This is a genomic window from Algoriphagus alkaliphilus, assembly GCF_900103735.1.
Classification (GTDB): Bacteria; Bacteroidota; Bacteroidia; order Cytophagales; family Cyclobacteriaceae; genus Algoriphagus; species Algoriphagus alkaliphilus.
In genome coordinates, this window is the sequence record NZ_FMXE01000033.1 from 31480 (window position 1) to 56595 (window position 25116).

At 41.7% G+C, this 25116-nt stretch carries 22 protein-coding genes; 9 read left to right on the top strand and 13 right to left on the bottom strand.

The annotated features are described in order from the left end of the window. Nucleotides 1-42 precede the first annotated feature (42 nt). Nucleotides 43-975: a M28 family peptidase gene (locus tag BLQ81_RS18040; protein ID WP_092733150.1), complete on the bottom strand. Its 933-nt coding sequence runs from the start codon at nucleotides 973-975 to the stop codon at nucleotides 43-45. 57 nt (nucleotides 976-1032) lie between these two features. On the opposite strand from BLQ81_RS18040, the gene BLQ81_RS18045 reads away from it, so the two are divergent. Further along, a complete protein-coding gene (locus BLQ81_RS18045) occupies nucleotides 1033-2019 on the top strand; it encodes an NTPase (RefSeq protein WP_092733153.1) in 987 nt (328 codons plus the stop codon). A gap of 205 nt (nucleotides 2020-2224) precedes the next feature. Here BLQ81_RS18045 and yjjX read toward each other — a convergent pair whose 3' ends face one another. Continuing rightward, a complete protein-coding gene (yjjX, locus tag BLQ81_RS18050; protein ID WP_092733156.1) occupies nucleotides 2225-2791 on the bottom strand; it encodes an inosine/xanthosine triphosphatase in 567 nt (188 codons plus the stop codon). 20 nt (nucleotides 2792-2811) lie between these two features. After that, the gene (locus BLQ81_RS18055) at nucleotides 2812-3519 is read right to left on the bottom strand and encodes a YebC/PmpR family DNA-binding transcriptional regulator (protein WP_092733159.1); all 708 of its coding nucleotides are present in this window, start codon (nucleotides 3517-3519) and stop codon (nucleotides 2812-2814) included. A gap of 145 nt (nucleotides 3520-3664) precedes the next feature. On the opposite strand from BLQ81_RS18055, the gene BLQ81_RS18060 reads away from it, so the two are divergent. Beyond that, on the top strand, nucleotides 3665-5002 hold the full coding sequence (locus BLQ81_RS18060) for an NAD(P)/FAD-dependent oxidoreductase (protein WP_092733162.1): 1338 nt from the start codon (nucleotides 3665-3667) through the stop codon (nucleotides 5000-5002). Between the two features lie 88 nt (nucleotides 5003-5090). After that, a complete protein-coding gene (locus BLQ81_RS18065; protein WP_092733165.1) occupies nucleotides 5091-5492 on the top strand; it encodes a DUF4890 domain-containing protein in 402 nt (133 codons plus the stop codon). Between the two features lie 109 nt (nucleotides 5493-5601). Here BLQ81_RS18065 and BLQ81_RS18070 read toward each other — a convergent pair whose 3' ends face one another. The 5 genes from BLQ81_RS18070 to mutY all read right to left on the bottom strand — a co-directional run bounded on the left by BLQ81_RS18070 (nucleotide 5602) and on the right by mutY (nucleotide 14957). Then, the gene (locus BLQ81_RS18070) at nucleotides 5602-7074 is read right to left on the bottom strand and encodes a glutamate synthase subunit beta (protein WP_092733169.1); all 1473 of its coding nucleotides are present in this window, start codon (nucleotides 7072-7074) and stop codon (nucleotides 5602-5604) included. A 1-nt stretch (nucleotide 7075) separates the two neighbouring features. After that, nucleotides 7076-11566 (bottom strand): glutamate synthase large subunit, encoded by a 4491-nt coding sequence (gene gltB, locus BLQ81_RS18075; RefSeq protein ID WP_092733172.1) that lies wholly within the window; start codon nucleotides 11564-11566, stop codon nucleotides 7076-7078. Between the two features lie 391 nt (nucleotides 11567-11957). After that, complete coding sequence (gldE, locus tag BLQ81_RS18080) at nucleotides 11958-13307, bottom strand: gliding motility-associated protein GldE (RefSeq protein WP_092733175.1); 1350 nt, start codon at nucleotides 13305-13307, stop codon at nucleotides 11958-11960. A gap of 73 nt (nucleotides 13308-13380) precedes the next feature. Continuing rightward, entirely contained in the window at nucleotides 13381-13848 is a 468-nt protein-coding gene (locus BLQ81_RS18085) for a single-stranded DNA-binding protein (RefSeq protein ID WP_092733179.1), read from the bottom strand. 44 nt (nucleotides 13849-13892) lie between these two features. Further along, nucleotides 13893-14957: an A/G-specific adenine glycosylase gene (mutY, locus tag BLQ81_RS18090; protein ID WP_092733182.1), complete on the bottom strand. Its 1065-nt coding sequence runs from the start codon at nucleotides 14955-14957 to the stop codon at nucleotides 13893-13895. 145 nt (nucleotides 14958-15102) lie between these two features. Here mutY and BLQ81_RS18095 point away from each other — a divergent pair, with 145 nt between their 5' ends. The 3 genes from BLQ81_RS18095 to BLQ81_RS18105 all read left to right on the top strand — a co-directional run bounded on the left by BLQ81_RS18095 (nucleotide 15103) and on the right by BLQ81_RS18105 (nucleotide 18018). Beyond that, nucleotides 15103-15411 (top strand): HU family DNA-binding protein, encoded by a 309-nt coding sequence (locus BLQ81_RS18095; RefSeq protein ID WP_092733185.1) that lies wholly within the window; start codon nucleotides 15103-15105, stop codon nucleotides 15409-15411. An 18-nt stretch (nucleotides 15412-15429) separates the two neighbouring features. Further along, the gene (locus BLQ81_RS18100; protein ID WP_092733188.1) at nucleotides 15430-16257 is read left to right on the top strand and encodes a tetratricopeptide repeat protein; all 828 of its coding nucleotides are present in this window, start codon (nucleotides 15430-15432) and stop codon (nucleotides 16255-16257) included. A gap of 186 nt (nucleotides 16258-16443) precedes the next feature. After that, nucleotides 16444-18018 carry an Rne/Rng family ribonuclease gene (locus tag BLQ81_RS18105; RefSeq protein ID WP_092733191.1) on the top strand — a complete coding sequence of 525 codons (1575 nt, stop codon included), beginning with the start codon at nucleotides 16444-16446 and terminating at the stop codon, nucleotides 18016-18018. A gap of 13 nt (nucleotides 18019-18031) precedes the next feature. Here the strand turns inward: BLQ81_RS18105 and BLQ81_RS18110 are convergent, their stop codons facing one another. The 3 genes from BLQ81_RS18110 to BLQ81_RS18125 form a co-directional block, all read right to left on the bottom strand. Beyond that, a complete protein-coding gene (locus BLQ81_RS18110; protein ID WP_092733194.1) occupies nucleotides 18032-18265 on the bottom strand; it encodes a hypothetical protein in 234 nt (77 codons plus the stop codon). Between the two features lie 307 nt (nucleotides 18266-18572). Continuing rightward, entirely contained in the window at nucleotides 18573-19028 is a 456-nt protein-coding gene (locus tag BLQ81_RS18120) for a hypothetical protein (protein ID WP_092733201.1), read from the bottom strand. A 38-nt stretch (nucleotides 19029-19066) separates the two neighbouring features. After that, a complete protein-coding gene (locus BLQ81_RS18125) occupies nucleotides 19067-19411 on the bottom strand; it encodes a DUF3127 domain-containing protein (RefSeq protein ID WP_092733204.1) in 345 nt (114 codons plus the stop codon). A gap of 346 nt (nucleotides 19412-19757) precedes the next feature. Between BLQ81_RS18125 and BLQ81_RS18130 the strand changes: the two genes are divergently transcribed. Together BLQ81_RS18130 and BLQ81_RS18135 are read left to right on the top strand one after the other, a co-directional pair. Next, on the top strand, nucleotides 19758-20360 hold the full coding sequence (locus tag BLQ81_RS18130; protein ID WP_092733207.1) for an RNA polymerase sigma factor: 603 nt from the start codon (nucleotides 19758-19760) through the stop codon (nucleotides 20358-20360). Next, nucleotides 20335-20568, top strand: a complete 234-nt coding sequence (locus tag BLQ81_RS18135; protein WP_092733210.1) for a hypothetical protein — start codon at nucleotides 20335-20337, stop codon at nucleotides 20566-20568. The genes BLQ81_RS18130 and BLQ81_RS18135 overlap by 26 nt, the downstream gene beginning before the upstream one ends. Before the next feature lie 41 nt (nucleotides 20569-20609). Here BLQ81_RS18135 and BLQ81_RS18140 read toward each other — a convergent pair whose 3' ends face one another. Together BLQ81_RS18140 and BLQ81_RS18145 are read right to left on the bottom strand one after the other, a co-directional pair. Further along, nucleotides 20610-21464 carry an alpha/beta hydrolase gene (locus tag BLQ81_RS18140; protein WP_092733213.1) on the bottom strand — a complete coding sequence of 285 codons (855 nt, stop codon included), beginning with the start codon at nucleotides 21462-21464 and terminating at the stop codon, nucleotides 20610-20612. 3 nt (nucleotides 21465-21467) lie between these two features. Then, nucleotides 21468-22904, bottom strand: coding sequence for an aldehyde dehydrogenase family protein (locus tag BLQ81_RS18145; RefSeq protein ID WP_092733216.1), 1437 nt, complete (start codon nucleotides 22902-22904; stop codon nucleotides 21468-21470). A gap of 442 nt (nucleotides 22905-23346) precedes the next feature. Here BLQ81_RS18145 and BLQ81_RS23035 point away from each other — a divergent pair. After that, on the top strand, nucleotides 23347-25116 hold a 1770-nt coding region (locus BLQ81_RS23035; protein ID WP_317042035.1), incomplete at its 3' end, for an Ig-like domain-containing protein.

Consider the following 25116-nt stretch of genomic DNA (forward strand, 5'->3'; position numbering starts at 1 on the left):
CAATTAGGAATTGATTTCAAGTTACATCTCATTTTCAGTAAATTATTCCTTGTCAAGGGCAAGAATACATTTTAATACAAGATTCACGGCCTTGATGTAAAATTCCTGATGGATATTTTTGAATTCATCGGATGGCTTATGGTAATCTTTGTGATCTTCTACTCCAAAATACAGATGTGGAATCTTCTTGTCGAAAAAAGCCCCATGGTCAGAGGATTTTGTCCAGTCCTCTCTCCCTGACCCCGGAGTGTCATGTCCGAGGACTAACTTGGGATTGGATCCCGCAGCTGCTTTTTCAAGAATTGGTTTGAATTGGGGGTTGTGGTAGGTGCCTGAAGCGTAAAGTTCATTTTTATCACTTCTGGAAAGCATGTCCAGGTTGACGTTTAGTACTATTTGTTCCAGGGGAAAGGGGAAGTCGTCTACCAAGGCCTTCGCTCCTTTAAGACCCAATTCTTCCGCATCCAATGCCACAAACATCATACTGTGTAAAGGTCGGTTTTTGGAAAAATATTCCGCCAGAGTCATCATGGCGGCGGTTCCTGAAGCATTGTCATCTGCCCCGTTGAATATCGAATCTCCGTCAGCATTAGGCCGACCGGTTCCCACATGGTCATAGTGGGCCGTAATCACGATGACCTTTCTGGAATTGCTGCCCGGAATAAAAGCCACGAGATTTGCAGCTTCTTCATACTTCTTTAGATCACGTCCAGTGAATGAAAAACGCTGAATAAAATCCGGATATAATGCCTGCACATTTTGATATGCGGTAACTTCATCCAGAATGTATTTCCTGGCAGCAAGACTCCCCTCACTGAGTGGTTTTCTCCCGGCAAGTTCATCTGAAGAAAGGTACTCAATGTGTTTTATAAGCTTATTTGCATCAACACTTTGACCATTTGAAATATTTGAAGAAAAATAAAAAAGGATAAAAAAGAGGATATTTTTGAATTGGAATTGTATCTGCTGATCCATAAATCGTTATGTATATTCGTAAAAATACTAGGCTTACCGTCACCACACTTGAAATAGATGAAATATATCTGCACCGCACTCCTTTTTTTTAGTGCTTTTATCCGTGTTGTTGCTCAAGGAGGACTCCCAACCAGTTTTTTTGATGGGAAATCTGTAGTATTGGTTTCTACCGATCCTGGCTCAAGGCCTGCCTTGAGTTGGCAGGAGCTGGCAGACAGTGTACATATTCATTTAATTGAGGCTGGAGCTGATCCCATAGCCTATTTCGAATTGGAGCAGGTAATCCTTTCAGAGGCAAGACAAGCTGATTTTGCAAAGGCCTTTTTGCAACGACAGGTGAAAAACGTCATTTTGGTCACTAGAAAAAAGGAAAGTCTGAGCATTCATGTTGGAGCATTTAGTGGCGACGGGAAAATAGTTAATTCAACAGCCTTATTTGGAGTCGTAGGTAAGAATTGGAATGAAGCCGGATCTCAACTGGCAGAATCAGGGAAGTCCACCCGATCAAAAAACTTGCTCGTAATCGATGTTGCGGAATTTCCTCAAATTAGCAATCAGGAGACGGCCCAATCTGAAAGAAAATTCTTTGCGAGAAATCCCCTGAATTTGGAGGTGTTCAAACTGGGAATTCCCCTTGAAGGTTCTTCTGCTGAGACTGGCGCGCTGAGCTATTTCAGGTATGATTTGCTGGGCAAATCCCAAGAAGTAATTTTAGCCGAGCAGACAGCCCAAAAAACTCAGATTCAGGGAATTTTTGAAAATTTATATCCGCACCAAATCGAGTGGCTGACCGAGGCCAAGACAAATGATCAATTGGTTAGAGACCGTATACAGTTTCTTTTGGTAAAAGTGGAGGGTAGGCAGGCTGATCTGATGAAAAGTATGGGATTAGAGCCAATACTTGGAGAAGAGGGATCCAAAACAGTGGTTAAATATTACATCAAATTGATCGTGAGAGATGAATTATATCTCGGACCTGTTTGGGATGCTGACTCAGATTGGAAAGTAGCCCTGAGTAATTTTCTGAATAACCTGAAAAAATAAAACCTCCCTAGAGAGGTTTTATACACGAATTAAGGCTGAGGGTGCTTAATGCAACTTTTACTATAAGAGAAGATGAGGTGCTAATTTTTAGGGATCAAATCCATATTTTAATAAAAGAAGAAATAATATTTGGCAAATCCAATTTCACCTAAAAAATTTTGAAAAAGATTTTGGTTTATTGAATTTTTCAATGAATTCCTTTCTTTTAGAAAAGATTTTCATTCAAAAATGGAATTAGAGCCAAAATTATTGCTTGTCTATAATACTCGTTTCTGTCTACAATTCCATGAGTCAATATCCCGACGGAGCCGCCTTGTTGTTTGGAGTTTTCCTGGTTGAAAACAGTATCATCAGCCATTCCAAGTTCCATGCCTTCCTTTACAAGTTTTGAGACTGCTGTGGGTAAGTAAAAAGTACCCGTTTTGGATTGGCTTGTTTTACCGGTTGTATCCAGAATAAAAATCCAGGCAAAAGCAAACATACCCGCTTCGTCCTCGTCCAACCCTCCTTCAATTCCAACCCAATAATGGGCCTCAGGGAATACGTCTCTGGAGTTTTTTGCTCTATTTATCGCTCCTTGGAGTGTTTCCTGATCTCCCATAGGTTGATCACTTACGCCGGAAGCAGCATTAATGCCTTCTACCAAGAAGCTTTTGTTGAAGGCCCGGGTAAAGGCATCTTCCGTACATGAAATTTTTACAGGATTTTTGCTTCCAACCAAAACCAGAAGTTTGTCGGAGGGCTGGAAATTTTGTCTTCTTTTGAAATTCATACAAAAAGGCCAGGCAGAACCTAGGCCATGTTAGTAAATACTTGGTTAATATCATCGTCCTCTTCCAGACGATCGATGAGTTTGTGAATGATTTCTTCCTGCTCTTCTGTGAGTTCAGTCAAGGTAGTTGGAAAACGTTGAAAATCCGCAGAAATCACTTCGATACCCTGGTCTTCCAATGCTTTTTGCATCGAGCCAAAGTCCTCAAATTCGGTGTAAGCAAAGAATTCACCTTCATTTTCAGCAATCTCAGTCAGTCCAAAGTCAATCAACTCCAATTCAAGTTCATCCAAATCATGATCCCCTTTGGCGAAACGAAAAACAGCCTTTCGGTCAAACATGAAGCTCACAGAGCCTGAGGTTCCCATAGCCCCGCCTGCTTTCGAAAAATAGGAACGGACATTAGCTACCGTACGGTTGGTATTATCCGTGGAAGTCTCCACGATGAAGGCAATCCCAAAAGGACCATACCCTTCATAGACGACTTCTTCATAGTCTTTTTCATCCTTATTTGAAGCACGTTTGATTGCGGCTTCTATCCGGTCCTTAGGCATTTGGGCTCCTTTGGCGTTCTGAATGACCGTTCGGAGTTTTGCATTACTGTTTGGATCAGGTCCGGCGGCCTTGACAGCCATCACTATTTCTTTTCCCAGCCGGGTAAAGACCTTAGACATTTTGTCCCAACGCTTAAATTTTCGCTCTTTTCGGAATTCAAATGCTCTTCCCATGGATTTGCTTAAGTATAGGTGGGCAAAAATAGCAAATCTTTTTACTTAGCCGAACCTCGAGTCCTTTTATCAAAATGGTTATTTATTCCAAAATCTTCAACTTTATTTCCTATTGGCCCCGTTAAAGAGGAAACCCGTTATTCTTATGGACTTTTCTACTTATCAGCCAATCCCGAATCTCCCCAAACTAAATCACCCCAAAGTTATCGTTGTAGGTGCAGGGTTTGCGGGATTGAAACTCGCCCGAGATCTTCGAAATGCAGCATTTCAGGTCATTCTGTTGGATAAAAATAACTATCACCAATTTCAGCCGCTGTTTTATCAGGTGGCCACTGCCGGACTTGGACCGAGTGCGATTTCTTTTCCGCTTCGAAAAATTTTCCATGGTACACCCAACGTGAGTTTCAGAATGGCTGAGGCAGAGAAAGTGGATTCAAAAGCCAAGAGGCTCTATACCGATATTGGGTATATTGACTTTGACTTTTTGGTGTTGGCAATGGGTGCAGACACCAATTATTTCGGAGCAAAAAATATTGAGTATTACTCATCTCCGATGAAAACAGTTTCCGAAGCACTTTACATCCGAAATAAAATCATATCCAACTATGAGCGGGCAATTTCCATCGCAGAGGTCGAAAACAGAAAATCCCTGATGAATATGGTGATCGTGGGCGGAGGGCCCACAGGAGTTGAGCTGGCCGGAGCTATGGCCGAACTGAGAAACAACGTTTTTCCCAAAGACTATCCTGAGCTCAGCTTCAAAAACATGAAAGTGGTGTTGATCGAGGCCGGACCTAAGCTCCTTTCTTCTATGTCATCGGAATCGCAAGATCATGTGTTAAAGTACCTTCAACAGCTTGGAGTCGAGGTTTTCCTCAGTACCAAAGTTCAGGATTATGATGGAAAAAAGGTTTTATTGGAGGGAAGAGAATCGATTGAAACCCAAACCTTGCTATGGGCGGCTGGGATTAAGCCAAATTGGATTGAAGGGTTTGAGCCGGAGCAATATGCAGGAAATGGAAGAATGCTGGTGAATGAATTTAATCAGCTGATTGGATCTGAAGGGGTTTATGTGTTGGGTGACCAATGTTTATTGCCCCAGGGTAATTTTCCAAAAGGTCATCCTCAAGTTGCCCAAGTCGCCATCCAACAAGCCAAAAATCTATCCAAGAACCTGGTTCGTATCGTAAATAGCCAAACTCCAATTTCTTTCAAGTACAAAGACTTAGGTTCGATGGCAACGGTAGGGAGAAAATTAGCAGTGGTAGATTTACCTTTTCTTAAGTTTCAGGGGCTATTGGCTTGGATGACATGGCTTTTTGTTCACTTAATGGCCATTCTTGGTGTGAAGAATAAGGTATTCATTTTTCTGGACTGGAGCTGGAATTATCTCAGCTTTGATCCCAGTTTGCGGCTTTTGATCAAACCTAAGTATGTCAGAGCTTCTGAGCGGAAGGAGTTGATTGAAGAAAAAAGCTCCTAATTAAGATTCCCTAACGTCCCGAGTGAAGAGGGGATTAAACGGATTAAAGTTTGATGGGTCTAATCTTCGAAACTAAACTACAAAAACGATGAAAAATTGGATCATTGGTGCGGCCTTATTGGTATTTACCAGTTTGCAAGTAGCTGCTCAACAACAAAAAAGAGCTGAGATCAATCCTGAGGAACGGGCCAAAAAAGTCACTGAAAAAATGGCAACCGAACTTAAACTTTCGGATCAGCAGAAAGCGCAAATTCTTGAATTGAATTTAGAACAAGCTAAAAAGCGGCAGATAGAAATGGAGCAGGACATGGCTGAAAGAAAAGTCAAATCACAAGAAATGAAGGTACATCAGGAGAAAATCAAAGAAGTGCTTACGGAAGAGCAACGGACTAAGTGGGAAGAAATGAAACTTGATCAGCGGAAAGGCCGAAAACCCGGAGGAGAAGTACATCAGCGTAGGGATATGCCAAGGCACAAAAGAGGAAACTAAACCAAATGAAGAAAGCCACCCAAAAGGTGGCTTTCTATATCGCAGGTGGTTCAACTAAACAGGGTACTATTGATGTGTCAGGGCAAACCCATAGGGGATATCCTTGACATTATCCTGCGATTTGCTCTTCAACTTGGAAAAAAGACACATCTTTCTGCGGAAGTGACGATGTACCCATAAGGTATTCGTCCACTTTTACAGCCGTTTCCCTTCCTTCAGATATCGCCCAGACAACCAAGGATTGGCCGCGTCTCATGTCCCCGGCAAGGAAAACTTTAGGATTTGTACTTTGATAATTTTTTGATTTTGGCAGACTGTTTTCCAAAGTTTCTGCACCAAAAGCCTCCAAAAGTCCATTTTGAGCTGGCCCCATATAACCTATAGCGATAAAGGCAAGGTCACAAGGTACAGTTCGTTCGCTTCCGGGAATCTCTTCGAAAGTCATTCGTCCTCCTTTTTCTACCCATTCGATATCGACCAAAGTCAGTCCGGTGACTTCCCCAGCTTCATTTCCAGTGAATTCTTTGGTCAGGATGGAGAAGATTCGTTCAGCCCCTTCTTCATGCGAACTGGAAGTTTTTAAGGTCATCGGCCATTCTGGCCATGGGTTGAGATTATTTCGTTGCTTGGGAGGCTTGGGTAAAAGCTCGAGTTGGGTAATGGAGGCTGCGCCATGTCGGTTGGAAGTACCTATGCAATCGCTTCCCGTATCGCCTCCTCCTATGACAATAACATGTTTGCCTTTGGCAGAAATCGGATTTTCTGTGATTTCACCACCGATTACCTGATTTTGTTTGCCAAGAAATTCCATTGCAAAATGAACGCCTTTGTAGTTTTCTCCTTTAATATTTAAAGACCTTGGATGTGCTGCACCTGTGGAAAGAACTACCGCATCGAAAGCCTTCAGAATTTCTTCTGCCTGATTGGTATTTCCGATTTCTGTATTGGTAGTGAAAATCACTCCTTCCTCCTGCATAAGTGCTACCCTACGGTCAATTACCCACTTTTCGAGTTTGAAATCAGGAATTCCGTACCGAAGCAAGCCACCTACCTTTGCGTCTTTTTCAAACAATGTCACCTCATGGCCTGCTTGGTTTAGCTGATCAGAGGCCGCCAGTCCTGCAGGACCCGATCCGATTACAGCCACTTTTTTACCGCTTCGTTTTTCTGGAGGATTTGCCTTGATTAAACCAAGTTTATAGGCCTTTTCGGCGATATTTTTCTCTATCAACTCGATGGCAACCGGATCTTTATTGATTCCCAACACGCAGCTGGCCTCGCAGGGAGCAGGGCAAATTCTACCTGTAAACTCCGGGAAGTTGTTTGTGCTGTGTAAAATGCTGATCGCTTGTCCCCATTCCTGGTTGTAAACGGCATCATTGAACTCCGGAATTACATTACCAAGCGGACATCCGTTATGGCAAAACGGTACACCGCAGTCCATGCATCGTGCAGCTTGCTGATTCAGTTTTTCGCCGGAAAACGGCTCATATATTTCCTTATAGTCGCCGATTCGCTCTTTTGGATCCCGACTGACAGGTGTTTCTCTTTTAAATTGGATAAATCCTTCTTTCGCTCCCATCTTACACCAGTGATTTAACTTGTTCTTGTGATCTTTTTTGTAAAACCGCCTTATAATCTCTCGGAATTACCTTGATGAACTGCTCTTTTGTTTTGCCCCAGTTTTCCAAGAATCGCTGACCCAGTCCGCTGTTGGTCAGTTTGACGTGGCGCTTGATATAGGCTTTGATTGTGGCAAAGTCTTCTTCTTCAAGGATGTCAATGTCCACCATTTCACTGTTTATTTCAGTGATGTAGTCCTTGAGTATATAGGCAATGCCACCACTCATACCGGCCGCGAAATTTCGGCCGATTTCACCGAGATTAATCATTAATCCTCCGGTCATGTATTCACAGCCGTGATCTCCGATCCCTTCAATTACAGTTTTTACACCTGAGTTTCTTACACAAAAGCGTTCGCCGCCTTTTCCATTAATATAAGCCTCTCCGGAGGTGGCACCATAGAAGGCCACATTTCCGATGATAATGTTTTCTTCAGGGGCAAAGCGTGCATTTCTACTTGGGTAGACGATCAGTTTGCCGCCCGAAAGCCCTTTTCCAAAGTAGTCGTTAGCCTCACCTTCCAATTCGAAGTTCACACCCTTTGCAAGGAATCCACCGAAAGTTTGGCCCGCAGACCCAGTGAATTTGAAGTGAACAGTATCTTCGGGTAATCCTGCACCTCCGTAGATTTTGGAAATCTCGTTGGAAAGCATCGCTCCTACCGATCTGTCGATGTTCTTGATTTGAAAATTGCCGGTGACAGGAATCGCCTGTTCCAAAGCTGCAGTTGCGGTTTTGATCAATTGGCGGTCAAGAACCTTTTTTAGTTCAAATTCCTGATCGATCTGCTTGTGGATACCCACGTGATCCGGTACCTCCACTTTATGGAAAATTGGAGAAAGATCGACTTTATCCCACTTCCAGTGATTCAAATGTCCTGTAGACTGAAGTACCTGACTTTGTCCTACCATTTCATCCACTGTACGGAATCCAAGTGAAGCCATGATCTCTCTCAAATCCTGGATTAGGAATTTGAAATAGTTAACCACATGGTCGGGATCTCCGGTGAAGAGCTTCCGCAGTTCAGGATCTTGAGTAGCTATGCCCACTGGACAAGTGTTAAGATGACATTTTCGCATCATGATACAGCCTTCGACGACCAGTGCACCGGTGGCAATTCCCCATTCTTCAGCGCCCAGCAGTGTGGCTATTGCCAAGTCACGTCCTGTGCGAAGCTGTCCGTCCGTCTGAAGGACAACACGGCTTCTGAGGTTGTTTTTTACTAAAGTTTGATGTGCTTCAGACAGTCCAAGTTCCCAAGGCAATCCAGCATGTCGGATTGAGCTTAAAGGAGATGCTCCCGTACCGCCATCGGCACCTGAAATGAGAATCACATCAGCAGCCGCTTTTGCAACACCTGCTGCTACTGTCCCCACTCCAGCCTGAGACACCAATTTCACATTGATTCGAGCCTTTCGATTTGCATTTTTCAAATCGAAAATCAGCTGTGCTAAGTCTTCAATAGAATAAATATCGTGGTGTGGAGGAGGTGAAATCAAGCCTACTCCAGGCGTGGAATGTCTTACTCTTCCGATCCATTCATCCACTTTATGACCAGGAAGTTGTCCACCTTCTCCAGGCTTGGCACCTTGAGCCATTTTGATTTGAAGTTCGGCTGCATTAGTCAGGTAGTGACTGGTGACTCCGAAGCGTCCTGAAGCCACCTGCTTAATAGCAGAGCGTTCCCAATCCCCATTCGGCTTTATATTGTATCGTATTTCATCTTCTCCCCCTTCGCCGGAGTTACTCTTCGCTCCGATTCGGTTCATGGCGATAGCCAAAGTGGCATGCGCTTCATGGGAAATAGAGCCAAATGACATCGCACCAGTAGCAAAACGCCTCATGATGTTTTCTGCGGGTTCTACCTCCTCGATGGACACACTGATCCTTTTCTTGAATTCAAATAAGCCCCTGAGCGTTAAAGCATCCTTTGTCTGCTCGTTGATTTTGGTGGCGAACTTTTTATAGAGTTCGAAATCTCCAAGTCGGGTAGATTTTTGAAGTAAATGGATAGTTTCCGGGTTGAACATATGTTTTTCCCCTCTTCTTTTCCATTGATAGACTCCACCAGTCTCCAAAATCGGACTGTGAGTTTCGTGTGCTGCATGATGACGGATTAACACTTCTTCAGCCAGATCATCGAATGAAATACCGCTGATTCGGGAAATTGTGCCCTTGAAACAACGATCTATGACCTCTGGACCTAGGCCCAATGCCTCAAAAATTTGAGATCCTTGGTACGATTGAAGCGTGGAGATACCCATTTTTGAAAGAACTTTCAAAAGTCCCTTTCCAATTGCATCCTGGTAATTCGCGAACAACGTGCTTTGATCTTTTACCTTCTTCAATTGGCCTTTTTCGAACATATCCAATAAGGACTCCAAAGCGAGATAGGGGTTGATCGCTGAAACACCATATCCAATGGCAGTGGCAAAGTGATGAACTTCTCGGATATCAGCTGACTCAAGGACAATTCCCGCACGTGTTCGGATTTTCTTTATCACCAAATGTTGGTGAACTGCTCCAATTGCAAGCAGTGAAGGAATCGGAGCTAATTCTTCCGAACTGTTTCTGTCAGAAAGAATCAGGACATTTTTACCAGCATGAATAGCTTCTTCTGCCTCCCGACAGAGTTTATCTAATGCTTCAAGAAGTCTTCCGGGCTTGTGATCAGCGATGAAGTGTCCGTAGAGTTTTTTTGTGCGATAGCCCAAGTGCTCCATTCGGGTGATTTTTTCCAGATCCTCATTGAGCAAAACCGGCTGTGAAATGTGAATCTGCTTGGTATGGATTGGACTTTCATCCAAGATGTTGTGCCCCTCTCCGATTCGGGTGAACAATGACATAACCAATCGCTCCCGAATAGGATCGATAGGAGGATTGCTGACTTGCGCGAAAAGCTGCTTAAAGTAGTTGGAAATATGTTGACTTTGCTTTGATAAGACTGCTAAAGGCGTATCTGCTCCCATCGAACCAATGGCTTCATATCCAGTGTCGCCCATGGGGCCAAGTATCACTTTTTGCTCTTCAGAAGTGTAACCAAAGACAGTTTGACGCTTTTTGATATTTTCCGTGGAGTAAGGATGTGATAATTCCTCAGGATCTGGAACAAACCGAAGTTTGGTTCGCTGTTCGTTTACCCACTTTTCGTAGGGTTGACGACGGCAGATTTCTCCTTTTACTTCCTCATCGAATAGTACACGCCCTTTTTCAAGATCAGCCCAAAGCATTCTTCCCGGGCTTATTCTTCCCTTTTCAGTAATTGTAGCTTCGCGAATAGGCAAAGCACCAGCCTCTGAAGAAAGCACCAGCCGATTGTCTCTTGTGATGAAGTAGCGAAGTGGACGTAGACCGTTTCGGTCCAAAGTAGCCCCTACTGACTTTCCGTCTGTGAAAAGCAAAGCCGCAGGCCCATCCCAAGGCTCTACCAGTGAGGCGTGAAATTTATAAAATGCCTTTCTATCCCGGTCCATCACCTCATTGTCTTGCCAAGCTTCGGGCACAAGCATCATCATGGCATGCGGCAATGATCGGCCACTGAGCGTCAGCAATTCTACCATGGCATCCAAATTGGCAGAGTCCGAGTTGAGCTTATTTGTGATAGGCATCAGCTTGGCGAGCTCTTCATCTGTGAAGAACTTGGACTTCATCAAGGCTTCTTTGGACTTCATTTTATTCAGGTTTCCCCGGATTGTATTTATCTCACCGTTATGGGACAGAAATCTGAAGGGCTGAGCGAGTCTCCAATTTGGAAAGGTATTGGTCGAGAATCTAGAGTGAACAATGGCAAAAGCCGATTCTATTCTTGGGTTTTGAAGATCTTTGTAGAAAGGCAAAACTTGATCTGTTCTCAATTGACCTTTATATACAAGGGTCAGACTGCTGAGACTTGCAAAATAAAAGGCATGATTTACACCGGGGATCTTCGTGTTTATCTCAGAGGTTGCAAAGTTCCGTAATACATAGAGTTTTCGCTCAAGTTCAAGACCAGTCAGGCCTTGTTTGTGGCTTACAAAAAGCTGCTCAATATTTGGCATGACTTCCAAAGCCCCGGATCCCGGAATCGTTTCATCAACAGGTACCTGTCGATACCCAATCAGATTGAAGTCCATTTCTTCAATCAGTTGATTGAGTAATTCTTTGGAGCGATGATAAAGCTGCTTATTCTTGGGAAAAAAGGTCATACCTACGCCATAAAATCCAGGCTCAGGGAGATTAATTTCCGTTCGTGCTGTGACGTCATTGAGAAATTGATGCGGGACTTGTATAGAAATACCGGCACCGTCGCCGGTTTTCGGGTCTGATCCCCTTCCGCCACGGTGCTCCATATTACTTAGCATATATAAGGCATCGCTGATTGTCTCATGAGACGGTATATTACTCAAGTCGACTACCGCACCAATACCGCAGGAGTCATGCTCAAACTCCGATCGATACAAACCTTCTTGCATTCTTTGTTAATTTAATAGGTTCAAAATTTCCAAAAAGTACAAAAAAAAATTCTTTTGTTAAAATTTAGGCAATAAAAATGGCTTAATTATGAAGTATTATTGATAATATCCGGCTTTATTAGATTTTTAGCAAAACCGATTTTGACCCAAAAAGTTTCGATTATTGACAGTTACAAATGACCATTGCAGCTTTTGTTGTAAAAAATCAAGCCACTTTAAGACATTTAGATGTAAAAAGTTAAGGAATCGGTTTTTTAAAAAAAATTGATTTTTTTTTAAATTTTTATTCCAGAAAAAATTAGCTGATAGTGAGCTTTCGATATGAAATTTTTAAATACAGTATAATATTCTGAATAATAAAAGTAAATCCAAATATTATAAAAATTCATGGTTAGTCAGTAAAAGGAGCCGAACTGTCCTTTTCGCCATTGCTGAGATGTACTTTGACTTTTTTGATTTTGCGAGCGTCCACTGCCAGCACTGTAAATTCAAAATCCTCAAATTTGATTTTAGTCCCATTCTTAGGGAGCTTTGAGTTTAATTCAAGAAGTAATCCCCCGAGAGATTCGCTTTCACCTTTTACTTCTTCAAATATTTGAGAATCTAAATCCAACTTCTTACAAAAGTCATTCAATGATACCTTTCCTTCAAAAATAAAGGTGTCATTGTCAAGTTCCTGAAAGAATATATCATTGGTATCGTCGAATTCATCATTGATCTCTCCGATGATTTCTTCGATCAAATCTTCCAAAGTAACCAGGCCTGAAGTGCCGCCATATTCGTCCACCACTATGGCCATGTGAACACGCATCTTTTGGAAATCTTTGAGAAGCACATCCACTTTTTTGGTCTCCGGCACAAAGAAGCTTTTGCGAATCAAGTCCTTCCATGCAAAATCCTCATCTTTTTCGATAAAGGGGAGAAGGTCTTTGATATATAATACACCCAATATATTGTCAATGGTCTCCTCAAAAACCGGAATTCTGGAATAGCCACTCTTGTTGATTTTGTCCATCAACTCATGGAAATCCATTTCAACATCAATAGCGGTGATGTCCAGGCGGCTTCGCATCACTTGTTTTACCGAGAGTGTTCCAAAATTTACAATTCCTCTGAGAATGTCTTTTTCTTCATTGGGCGTATCCTCGGTGGTCAATTCAAGGGCCTGGTGGAGTTCATCAACAGATAGAGAGAAGCCCTTTAACTCCACGCGTTTTTCAACCAGGTTGCTAAAAGCCATCAAAAACCAGGAAAGGGGCTGAAGAATCGAAGAGAAAAGACTAAGGATTGGTGCTAAAGTGAGTGCAAAAGGGATTCTTGACTGATTTGCGTAAACTTTTGGTACGATTTCACCAAAGAATACGATGGCAAAAGTAATCCCTACAGTCTGGATCAAAATCACAATAATGCCGGTAGCGTTCATCCCAAAAAGTGACCACGAAACAAAAGTGGTCAGGGTGACAATGCCAATGTTAATTAGATTATTAAGTATCAGAATGGTACTTAATAATTTTTTGGGATTTGCCAAAAGGTTGGCAACCCGTCTCCCCCTTTTATTTTCCGAATCTTGGAGTGAGGCGATTTCATCATTGGTCAGGGAGAAAAATGCCACTTCCGAACCAGAGGCGAGGGCTGACCCTATCAATAGAAGAACCAAAATCAATCCATTGATAAAGAAATAACTAAATGAAGGCTCGATAATCTGTGCAATCAGGTAGTAACTCGGATAGGGGTCGTCCATGTAGGCGAAAAGATGTTCGTGGCAAAATTAAGCAATTCCCCTGAAAATCAACTTCAGGGGAATTAAGTATCATTTAAAATGGCAAATCATCATCAGCATCGTCCAGCACTAAATCTGGGTTCGAATTTGAGTCCCCTCCACTAGTAGCGGCAGGTTTTGGATTTGCAGCAGGGGCGGCAGTAGGGGCTTGGCCTCCGCCCATTCCCTCAGGTTTTCCTCCCAGCATTGTGAAACTCAAAACCCGGATTTTTGTCCTATACCTGTTTTGTCCTTGTTCATCCTGCCAAGAATCTGTTTTGATTTTTCCCTCGACGTAGAGCTGCGAGCCTTTTTTAAGGTATTGTTCAGCTATTTTGGCCTGACCATCCCACATTTCAAGATCATGCCATTCCGTCTGATCTACTCGGTTGCCGTTTCGGTCTTTGTAAGATTCAGTCGTAGCCAACCGAAGTTTAGCCACCGCTTTGTCACCTTCGAGATATTTTACCTCGGGATCTGCCCCAAGGTTACCCACTAGAATCACTTTGTTTACTCCTGCCATAATTTTATTTGTTTAGGTTGAAAAATTAAAAGAATTGAAGTTACTCAAATCCCTTGATCGTTCAAAAAGTTTACAATCAATTTGGGTTTAGCCAAGGCCTCAATTTCATTTTCGGAAACCAAGAAATATCCTTCATTTTCGCACCAATCAGACAATTCGGGGTATTTGTTGACAGGAATTTCAAGTTTAGAAAAACTAGCATTAAGTTTTTGGTGTGACAAAATATGTCGGTATTTCTTTGGGATGGATTCCGGAATTTCCGAAGTGGGGAATGCAAGTTTGGCGAACTCAGTGCTGGTTTTTTCTTCCAAAGGAAAATCATGCAGTCCTTCCCAGATGTCTCCGGAAGCCCGTTTTTTCCAAACCCAATTTTTTCCGCACCGAATCACGAAATAATGAAGACTCCGCTCTTTTACTTTTGTCTTATTGATTTTTACCGGTAAATCTTTCACTAAGCCCTTTTGAAAAGCAAAGCAAGTTGAAATTAACGGGCAATTTGCACAGTCAGGATTTTTAGGGACACAAAGCCTTGCACCAAAATCCATCATTGCCTGATTGAATTCTCCAGGATTTTGTTGTGGAATCAATTCGTCCGCAAGCGCCTCAAATTGTTTTTTTGCCTTACCCGTAGCAATGTCAGTTTCGATTCCATAATACCTCGCTAATACTCTAAACACATTCCCATCGACCACCGCCTTGGCTTCATTATAAGCAAAACTGGCGATTGCAGCCGCGGTGTAGCTCCCAACACCCTTTAATAAGAGTAGATCCTTGTAGTTGTCCGGAAATCTCCCGTCAAGTTTATCACAGATATATTTAGCACAATTATGGAGGTTTCTGGCTCGGCTATAATAGCCTAATCCCTGCCAAAGTCTGAGTACTTCCGATTCAGGAGCCATTGCAAGGTCTTTAACGGTAGGATAAGCTTCCGAAAAAGCATAATAATAAGGTATGCCCTGGGCAACACGAGTCTGCTGAAGAATGATTTCTGATAGCCAGATTTTGTAAGGATTATCCATCCCTCTCCATGGAAGTTCCCTTGGATTTGCTCTATACCAAGAAATTATTTGGAAAGAAAAGGCTTGATTTTCAGTAGTTTTATGATTCATTTGTGGAAAATATTTCAAGTATAAACCAAGGTAATTTTTTTGAATATGTTTTTTAATTGAGTTGGTTCTCGTACATTTGCAGTCCCAAAAACACTTGGTTAATAGGTTGTTAAGCTTATTTCGTAATTTCTAAATTAAAAACACTGTGACAAAAGCAGAAGTAATCACCAAGATTTCAGACAAAACAGGAATCCAGAAGGACGATGTAACACAAGCCATTGAGGCGTTCTTCAAAGTAGTGAAGGATTCCATGGCTGATGGAGAAAACATTTACGTAAGAGGTTTTGGCAGCTTTATCAATAAGAAAAGAGCTAAGAAAATCGCCCGTAATATCTCCAAAAATACGGCTATCGTTATTGATGAGCACTATATTCCGGCTTTTAAGCCATCTAAAGTGTTTATCGAGAAAATCAAAAACAGTAAGAAAATCAAGGAATTGGCTCCCCAAGACTAAGTCTGAGGCGATATTACCATGAAAAAAACTCAGCTCATTCTCATTATTTTAGCGGTAGGTGCCGTAATAGGACTGTACGCTTTGCCTAAGGTCGTTGTCGACAATAAGGCAGGTACCACGGCTGTTGAGGATCCAAATGCCCCGGAGACTTCCAAAATGGAGGTATCTAAAATGCATGAGAATGAGCTTTCTTCTGACAATCGCTCCCAAGCTGATCAATTAAAATCAACTTTAGCCTCAGCAGAAGGATCACCTGAAAAAATCGAAGCGGCAAAAGCACTTGCTTCAATTTATCAAAATGAAGGAATGTTTGACAGCGCAGCCTATTTTCTTGGTGAAGCGGCTTATCTAAATCCTTCAGATTTAGCCTTGAAAGAAGACGCCGGTAAAGCATATTATGAGGCATTTTCCTTTGCCTTGGATAAAACTAAAGTGGAAAATCTAGCTGAAAAGACGAGGGGGTATTTAAATCAGGTTTTGGAAAAAGATCCAAATCGACTGGATTTGAAAACCAAAGTGGCGATGACTTATGTATCTTCGGCCAATCCAATGCAGGGTATCACCATGATGAGGGAAATCCTCGAAGCTGATCCCCAAAATGAAGATGGCTTGTTTAACATGGGAATTCTATCCATGCAATCTGGTCAATATAAGCGTGCAGCTGAGCGATTTGAGGAGTTGATTAAATATCACCCCGACAATCTTCAGGGTCAATTTTACTTGGCTGTTAGCTATTTTGAGTCTAAAGAAAAGAATAAAGCGAAAGCTCAGTTTGAGGCAGTAAAGAAAATGACCCAAGATCCGATGATTTTGGAAAGTGTTCAGACCTACCTCGACCGGCTGTAAATTAATAGTATAAACCATAAAATCTAAAAACTATGCCTTGCGGTAAGAAAAGAAAGAGACATAAGATCGCTACGCACAAGCGTAAGAAGAGACTTAGAAAAAACAGACATAAGAAGAAGTAATCCACTTCTTCTTTTCCTGTTTAATTAACACAACACGTTCATTTACATATTATAAGACCAAATTTTGAGTACGGAATTGTTAATCGATTCAGCTCAAAACGGAAGTCGGATCGCCCTGCTGCATGATAAACAACTGGTGGAGCTTCATTCCGAAGGGATGAACAATCAGTTCAAAGTAGGTGACATTTATCTGGGAACGGTACGGAAGATCGTCAATGGTCTCAATGCTGCATTTATCGATGTAGGCTATGAGAAAGACGCCTTTCTTCATTACCAAGACCTCGGGCCAAATGTCAACTCGATGTTGAAGTTTACCAAAATGGTACGCAACAACAACTACAACAATTATCTGCTAAAAGGCTTCGAAAACGAACCTGAAATAGACAAAATCGGCAAAATCGAGAAAGTTCTATCTAAGACCAATCAAGTGTTGGTTCAGGTCGTCAAAGAGCCAATTTCAACCAAAGGCCCCCGACTTTCTTGCGAGCTCTCTCTGCCCGGTCGCTTTCTCGTGCTGGTACCCTTCTCCGATACAGTCAATGTATCCAAGAAAATCCGCAGCAACGATGAGCGCAAAAGGCTTCTTAGACTCATCAATTCAATTAAACCCGCCAACTTCGGAGTAATCATCCGTACTGTGGCCGAAGGACAGTCCGTGACGGAACTCGATAAAGACCTTCGAAATCTTCTCGATACTTGGGAAGAGGGGATGAAAAAATTGCTGAAAGCCAAGAGCCGGGACAAAATCATCGGAGAGATGAGTATGGCTTCCTCATTAATCAGGGACCTACTCAACGAATCATTCGACGCAATCACCGTAGAAGAAGAGTCAACTTACGATCAGATCAGATCCTACATCAGGTCAATTGTCCCTGAAAAAGAAAAAATTGTAAAGCTTTACAACGGTAAAGTCAAGCTATTTGAAAGTTTTGGAATCGAAAAGCAAATCAAAAGCTTGTTTGGACAGACGGTGAGCTTGCCTCAAGGCGGCTATGTCATCATTGAACACACCGAAGCACTGCACGTCATAGACGTCAACAGCGGCAACAAATCCAACCAAGAAAGCGACCAGGAATCAACAGCGTTGAAAACCAATATGGCCGCCGCTAAAGAAATTGCCAGACAGCTCCGCCTCCGGGATATGGGTGGAATCATCGTCGTAGACTTCATTGACATGAAGAAGGCTGACAATAAAAAAGCCATCTATGAAGTGATGATGCTGGAGATGAAGTTAGATAGGTCCAAGCATACTGTATTGCCACTGAGCAAATTTGGGCTCATGCAGATCACCCGACAGCGGGTAAGACCGGAAGTCAACATTGTGACTAAGGAAACTTGCCCGGCTTGCAACGGAACCGGCAAGATTCAGGCTTCGATCCTGATCGCCGATAAGTTGGAGCATGACCTAGAGCATATTGCCACCATCCAAAACGTGGCTAAAATTCAAATTGGGCTGCATCCCTATCTGCACGCATACTTCACCCAAGGCCTGATTAGCCAGAGGATGAGGTGGTTTTTCAAGTATTACAAATGGATAAAACTGATCAGAGATTCTTCTCTACCCGTGACGGAATACAGATTTCTAGATGAATCTGGTGAAGAAATCGAATTACAACTGGTAAAAAGCGAGACTGAGTAAGTCTCGCTTTTTTTTATGGGTTAATTTTGGAAAAATCTAATATTGCAAAGGCAACTAGATCGTCGGTTGTTTTTGTGCGGAGGAGAACGGCATAACCTTTCGGGGTATTGAATCCATAAAATCCTATTTGATCAGTATTGAATTCCAATTCAGCTTCAGGCGAAAGGGCATAGTCAAATACTAATAAGCGATGTTTCTTCTGATCAGGATTTTCAATAGTTGGTCCTTTGATCCTTACAGTTCTCAAGATTTTTTTAGAATGAGTATCGATGTCGAGACTTTCGTATTTAAAAAAAGCAATCTATTATCCCGAAAAGTCAGTAATACCTGACCGGAGTCAGTTTCAAAGTAGGCGAAAGTACTACCCAATTCCTTGGTTAAAGTGTCCTTTTCAAGATAAAGCGTATCTGTAATTAAATCCGTAAGCTCAAAGTATTGAATAGCTGTTGGCTTTTTGAACACGCCAAAATTGCAAAGGCAAACCCCAGAAAAGGGAATCTTCTCATAGTTTTTTCTCCAAGAAAGAAAAAAAATGAATTAGTCAAACTACCAGTCTATAGGAACAAACCCCAGCCGTCATCAAATTTATCCGTAGAATCGAAGCCCTTTACCCATACTACAAAGAGGTTTTTAAATTCTTCAATGGCTTCTCTCAATAAGTCCAGATGTTCCTCTGCATGGGTTTCCTCCATAGCGAGCTGGTATGTCATGGAGTTGAGATGTCTGGCGTGAACTTTCATGACGGTGGCATTTTCCATTTTGAGGATGTAGTCTTTGACTCCCTCTGCACCGGCAAATTTGGCACACATCACCATAGCATCTTCCAACATCATGCCTCCATAAAGTTCCCTTCGCGCCTCATCCAGACTTCCGACTAGCGCATGCGTAAGGGATACAATTTCTTTACCTTTTTTCATTAGAGGATGGGAGTAAATTTGGTCCCGATGTGTCTTCGGATCAAATTCACTCTCATCATCATCCTCTTCATTTTCTTCAAAATCGTCCCACATCGAAAAGTCAAGTTTAAAAAAGCCGAGAATTATTTTCCTTAAAAAGGAAGTTTGTCCTCTTCGCTTTCGGAATAAAATGTGTCCATCTCCGGCATAGGGGCTGCTGCGCCTCCTCCGGAAGTTCGATCCACTTTGTAGGCTTTTACTTCTGTATACCAACGCCCATTATATTCCCTACTTTCCACATCGATTCCTAGCGTAACTTGCTCACCCACTTTCAATCCAAATTGATCAATTTTATCCCCCCATAGAGATACACATACTTTTTTCGGGTATTGTCCACCGGTTTCGAGTATAAACTCCTGCTTTCTCCAGGCATTTCCAGTTTTTGAATTTCCTCCTACTTCCGGTAGTTGGTTGATTATTTTTCCGCTTAAATCCATTGTAATTTCTATTTCTTGATCCGATTACGAAGATAAGGATTGAAGGGGATTTTTAGGGTTTTCAAGCAGGTAAAAGAGTTTACAAATAGTATTTGCCGTAATTTTTTTGGCATTGACAATTGCAATTTGATTGATAAAACCGGGTTTTATTTAAAATAAAAGTTTGTGAAACAATTTTTTTCCAAACTTTCGCTTGAATTTAAGTACTCACTTGACAAGTATTCAAAAAACGACTTAGATTGGTCTGCTTGAATATAATCCTCAGTAAAATTTCAGTTTTTTATATCGCTCACTCTTAACAGATACTATGGCTTAGACTTCTACGTTGTTTATAAACCAACTTAAAATGAGTAAGCGAATAGGTCCACAGGACAGCGAGTTGATAGCTCAGTATCGAAATGGCAGCGAGGCAGCCTTTGATCATTTGGTAGATCGATACCAAAGTAAAGTTTTTACCACAATATATCTGATCGTCAAGGATCAGGCTGTTGCGGAGGATTTGCTCCAGGATGTGTTTGTGAAAGTCGTCCAGACAATCCATTCAGACCGGTACAGTGAGGAGGGGAAGTTTCAGCCTTGGTTGATGCGTATTGCACATAATCTGGCCATTGATTATTTCCGAAAGGCCAAACGATACCCGACCATCTTGATGGAAGATGGATCAAATATTTTCAATTCTCTCCAGTTTGCGGAATCCTCGATTGAGGATCTTCGCGTAAGGGAGGAGACTTTGGAGATGGTAAAAAAATTGATTGAAGAGCTTCCTGAAGCTCAAAAAGAAGTTTTGGTCATGCGTCATTACCTGGATATGAGTTTTCAGGAGATTGCTGATCAGACCGGAGTGAGTATTAACACAGCCTTGGGAAGAATGCGATACGCGCTGATCCACCTCAGGAAGAAAATGAAACAACTAAACTTTGCCTATGATAAAATCTTTTACCCCAAATGACCTGGTACGATACATCTATCAGGAAATGCCCGAGGTAGAACAAGAACTCTTGATGCAAGCCTTGCATAGCGACCAATCCCTGATGCAAGAATACGTGGAGATGCTGAGCACGATAGAGCAATTGGACCAGGTTCGCCTGCAGCCATCGGAAAAAGTAGTAAACGCCATTAAATCGATGGCACATTCTACGGGACTTCAAAGAGTCTGAAAAAGCATTGGTAACCCCGGCATTTGCCGGGGTTTTTTTCTTTAAAACTCTCCTATAAATTCTTTTGCTTCTTTGAGTAGCGCGACGTTGGTGGCAGGGGTAAATCCATGGCCCTGCCCTTGAACCACAGTGAATTGATGCCTTACCTTTTCACTTTTCAACTTTTGTTCCAAGAGTTGACTTTGGCTAATGGGGACTACTGTATCCCGATCCCCATGGAAAAAAATCGTAGGAACGTCTTTGGAATCAATATGGCTAATCGGGCTGGTATCTTGATAGTTTTTACTCGCCGTAGCTGGAGTGCCTCCCAACAGTGCCGTTAAACCCAAGGCAGTAAAATTATTGAATTTATAAAGTTCTGACAGCTCTGTAGGTGGGAAGAATACGACTGCAGCCTTGAGGTCTGAAGTGTTATTCTTGTAAGCATGTAAAAGTGCCAGATGACCGCCGGCACTGGCTCCGGAAATAATAAAATCATCAGAAATATTCCATTCTACGAGTTTACTTTCGATGTACTCAAAGGCTCGGATTATATCCTTCTCTTGCTCTATTATTCCATTGTTTCCGGTAGCGAAATCGTAGAGCCTATAGTTTAATGAAGCAAAAGCATAACCGGGAAATTGACTTTCCAAAATGGGTTTTACCTGTAGGAATTCACTTTTGTCTCCGTCTATCCAGCCTCCTCCATGGATATATATAAGGAGTGGGGTTTCAGCTTGAGTCCTGCCTGCAGGTAAGTAGACGTCCATATTTTGTTTGACATCAGCACCATAAGATTCATTTAGCAGTTCTTTTGCGATTAGAAAATCTGGTTCAGAATCAGGCGTACATGCCGAGAAAACCAGAAAAGCCGCAACGCTGAAATATAAAAAGGATTTAAAAATATAATGTTTCATCGCTTAAAACCATTTGATTAAAGTGGAAATGATTTGTTTGGCTTTCACACCATATGGAGGCCTTAATAAAGTGACATTGTTGAGGCCTATTCGTTGTGTTAGAACGCCTTTTTCATTACTGAATGCAAGGAAACCCTCATGTCCATGTGCTTTGCCTATTCCGCTGTTATTCACGCCGCCAAAGGGTAAGTTGTTATGCAAAAAATGGATTACGCAGTCATTTAGAACTACATTTCCTGAACTTGTCTCACGAACTACTTTCTCCGAATTCTCAGATTCCTTTCCGAAATAATAAAGGGCCAGTGGTTTTGGTTTAGAATTGACCATTCCAATTGCTTCTTCAATTGTGGAAAAGGTTAGGATAGGTAAAATCGGTCCGAATATTTCTCCTTGAAATACACTCATGTCTTCACTGATAGAAGTAAGAATAGTGGGTTCGAAATAAAATGAAGACTTGTCTGTTTTCCCTCCAAAATCCAGGGTAGCACCTTTTGAAATTGCGTCTTCCAGGTGATCACTTAACCTTTCAAAATGCTTGGGTCCAATAATTCTCGCATAATCCCTTGAGTTTTCGATTCCTTTAAAAGCTGGATCATAGAATTTCTGAAGAAAAACTTTGAGTTCCATGAGCAGTCGCTCCTTTTGGGATTCATGTACCAGGATGTAATCCGGCGCAATGCAAGTTTGCCCACAATTCACAAATTTCCCCCAGATCAGTTTCCCCGCGGCATCATTCAGGTCAGCCGAAGCGTCAATTATGGCAGGAGATTTTCCTCCCAATTCTAAAGTGACTGAGCTAAGGTGCTCAGCCGCAGCTTTCATTACGATTTTGCCCACTGCAGGGCTTCCAGTGAAAAAGATATGATCGAAAGGCAACCTAAGTAGGGCCTGTGACTCTTCCACTTCCCCGAGAAATACTTCAACTTCATTGGTTGGAAATACTGCTTTGACCATTTTTTGGATCAAAAAAGAGGTAGCAGGTGAAAGTTCAGAGGGTTTGATGATGGCAGTACAACCCGCAGCAAGTGCTGAAACAAGTGGACCGACCGTCAGATTGAATGGAAAATTCCAAGGGGAAATTATCAAAGCCGTTCCTTTGGGTTCGAAGTGTATTTTTCCACTAGTCCCGATCATTGAAAGTGGAGTACTCACACTCTTAGGCTTCATCCAGTCCTTTAAATTCCTTAAGGTATGATTGATTTCTGAGGTGACGGGAAAGATTTCGCTGAGATCTACCTCAGGCTCCGGTTTCCTGAAATCCTCCCATAGTGCCTTGCGGATAAGGTTTTGATTTTCTTTGATCCAGTTTCGGAGTTTTACGAGTCGAGCTGATCTTTCCTCCAAAGTTGATGATCTCCATCTGACAGCAGTCTCTTGATGATCGGAAAAAGTTTTTTGGAAATCCAAACGATCAATTTGGTTTGGGATTGGGTTCAGCATTGGAATTAGGGGCTATTTTTTCGAAGATAATTGTAAGCCTAAAGGTCGGGATTGGGATGATTAATCTGATTATCCGCTCACAGGGAAAGTCTAATAATAATTCGAATGTTCAAAATAATTTTTTAGAATAAATTTTTTTCAATTGTTGGGTAAAGTTTTGGGTTTCACGGAATCGTCCTAAAATCTCAATACAAATTAACTTTAAACTTTAAAAAATTGAATAAAACCAAGAAAGCGCTAGATAAATCCTGTGTGATTTTGACGACAAAAAATATTTCAAATAAAAAAAAATGCATTACAAATAATTTTTTTTGCAAAATAATTTGGATATGAAAAACATTAAAGTGTATTTTTATGGCATAAAAATGATTTCAAGAATTTCAGCTCTTTAAATAAGGATGTAAAATCGGGAGTTTTTGAAGTTCAAAAAGAGAAAATAAAATTGGTTAAAATCGATTTCAAGAAATATAGTACTGGAAATCAGATTTTTAAGAAAAGTAAAAAGACAAATTATCGCAAAACGTCTACAAACTCGAAAATTTTAAACTTTAATTATATGGACAAGCCATTCAATTGTCAGACAAATATTCTGCCGCCCCAAAGTGGATTTTTTGAAGGAAATTCAAATAATGCGCTTTTCAAGTTGCTTTTAGTTTTTCTTTTAATTTTGGGAGGCAGTTTCCTTTTCCCCTCTTCGGGTTATTCCCAAGGGCAAATTGTAGGGACAGTTCCAATTGTAATTAATCCAGCTAATCCACCAGGCTGTCCTCAAAACAACGTTACTATTTCAGAAATTCAATTTCGAGATGAAGGCGGGATTCCTTTTCCAAGTCCGTTTAACCCTAATAATTTAGAAATTGGAGACGAGATTCCTGGAGAGATATGGGTAAAATTTGGAGGTAGCACCTCTAACGCATACAATTTGTATGCTCAATTTGATGTGTTTATCAATGGAGTAAAAGACGGGAGTACTCGAACACTTTGCTTATTTGGGGGAGTTAAAGTTCCCACTCAGGACGGTTTGTTTTATTACATTGATGACTTTACCTGGGAATATGGTGATAAGTTAGAAATAAAAAATATTTACATGACTTGGACCACTGGAAATGCCGGAACTGGCAATTGTACTCCAAGACTGCAGAATTCTCAGTGTTATTACAATCCAACAGGCCTCGTTGTTAACACACCGCTTGTTAGCAATTTTAGTTTCCAGACTTTTTGCCAAAACAGAAATGTTGCTTTTACTAATTTGACTACAGGTGGTGACCCAGCAGTTTCGGCAACTTATTTATGGAGTTTTGGTAATGGAAATACTTCAACTCAGATGAATCCTACCCATACGTATGCTTCAGCAGGGACTTACACAGTTACGTTAACATCCACCAAATCAGGAGTGGTAAAATCATTTTCCAAAGAAGTTATTGTTAATGATCAATTGTCATTGACTATATCAAATACAGAGGATGATGATTGTTCAATTAACTCGACTGGTTCCATTGATATAACTGTTTTAGGTGGAGATGGAGACTATACTTTTTTATGGAGTACCCTTGATGGTAATGGATTAGTCGTCGAAGCAGAGGATCAAACTGGTTTGTCTGCAGGCACATATACAGTCTTAGTTACGGATGCTAGAGAATGTACTGCTACAACATCAGTAATAATAATTCAACCTCAACAATCACCTACCCCCAATCCGCAGACTTTTGATTTCTGCGAGGGTTCTGGCGATCAGCCATTACTAGTGACCCCAACAGGGGATTATACTATCACTTGGTATGATTCTGAAATGAATCCGCTTCAGGGAGCTCCGACGGTTTCAACCTCCTCAGCTGGTAATGAAAGTTTTTACATCACCCAATTCAAAGAAGGGGAATGTGAAAGTGAGATGGCTGAAGTGACTGTAACTATCAACCCAGCACCTGCCGCACCGACCAGTCCGGTTAATGTGACGATCTGCGAGGGGGATGCAGAGTCTATCACTGCAAATGCTACAGTACCACAAGGCTTCAGCATTGTATGGTACACCACAGCAGATGGAGATGTGACTACAGAAAGTCCAAGCCTGAGCACAGTAGGAACAATCACCTACTACGCAGCATCAGTGAATAATGAGACAGAGTGCGAGAGTTTGACAAGAACTCCTGTAACGCTGACAATTCTTGCAGCACCTGCCGCACCGACCAGTCCGGTTAATGTGACGATCTGCGAG

What these genes read in the sequence shown, in the direction of transcription:
- gltB (WP_092733172.1), bottom strand. Translation starts at nt 11,566, where the DNA reads ATGCAAGAAGGTTTGTATCGATCGGAGTTTGAGCATGACTCCTGCGGT.
- BLQ81_RS18055 (WP_092733159.1), bottom strand. Translation starts at nt 3,519, where the DNA reads ATGGGAAGAGCATTTGAATTCCGAAAAGAGCGAAAATTTAAGCGTTGG.
- BLQ81_RS18085 (WP_092733179.1), bottom strand. Translation starts at nt 13,848, where the DNA reads ATGGCAGGAGTAAACAAAGTGATTCTAGTGGGTAACCTTGGGGCAGAT.
- yjjX (WP_092733156.1), bottom strand. Translation starts at nt 2,791, where the DNA reads ATGAATTTCAAAAGAAGACAAAATTTCCAGCCCTCCGACAAACTTCTG.
- BLQ81_RS18125 (WP_092733204.1), bottom strand. Translation starts at nt 19,411, where the DNA reads ATGGATTTAAGCGGAAAAATAATCAACCAACTACCGGAAGTAGGAGGA.
- BLQ81_RS18040 (WP_092733150.1), bottom strand. Translation starts at nt 975, where the DNA reads ATGGATCAGCAGATACAATTCCAATTCAAAAATATCCTCTTTTTTATC.
- BLQ81_RS18060 (WP_092733162.1), top strand. Translation starts at nt 3,665, where the DNA reads ATGGACTTTTCTACTTATCAGCCAATCCCGAATCTCCCCAAACTAAAT.
- BLQ81_RS18145 (WP_092733216.1), bottom strand. Translation starts at nt 22,904, where the DNA reads ATGCTGAACCCAATCCCAAACCAAATTGATCGTTTGGATTTCCAAAAA.
- BLQ81_RS18045 (WP_092733153.1), top strand. Translation starts at nt 1,033, where the DNA reads ATGAAATATATCTGCACCGCACTCCTTTTTTTTAGTGCTTTTATCCGT.
- BLQ81_RS18100 (WP_092733188.1), top strand. Translation starts at nt 15,430, where the DNA reads ATGAAAAAAACTCAGCTCATTCTCATTATTTTAGCGGTAGGTGCCGTA.
- mutY (WP_092733182.1), bottom strand. Translation starts at nt 14,957, where the DNA reads ATGAATCATAAAACTACTGAAAATCAAGCCTTTTCTTTCCAAATAATT.
- BLQ81_RS18135 (WP_092733210.1), top strand. Translation starts at nt 20,335, where the DNA reads ATGATAAAATCTTTTACCCCAAATGACCTGGTACGATACATCTATCAG.
- BLQ81_RS18120 (WP_092733201.1), bottom strand. Translation starts at nt 19,028, where the DNA reads ATGTGGGACGATTTTGAAGAAAATGAAGAGGATGATGATGAGAGTGAA.
- gldE (WP_092733175.1), bottom strand. Translation starts at nt 13,307, where the DNA reads ATGGACGACCCCTATCCGAGTTACTACCTGATTGCACAGATTATCGAG.
- BLQ81_RS18140 (WP_092733213.1), bottom strand. Translation starts at nt 21,464, where the DNA reads ATGAAACATTATATTTTTAAATCCTTTTTATATTTCAGCGTTGCGGCT.
- BLQ81_RS18130 (WP_092733207.1), top strand. Translation starts at nt 19,758, where the DNA reads ATGAGTAAGCGAATAGGTCCACAGGACAGCGAGTTGATAGCTCAGTAT.
- BLQ81_RS18065 (WP_092733165.1), top strand. Translation starts at nt 5,091, where the DNA reads ATGAAAAATTGGATCATTGGTGCGGCCTTATTGGTATTTACCAGTTTG.
- BLQ81_RS18070 (WP_092733169.1), bottom strand. Translation starts at nt 7,074, where the DNA reads ATGGGAGCGAAAGAAGGATTTATCCAATTTAAAAGAGAAACACCTGTC.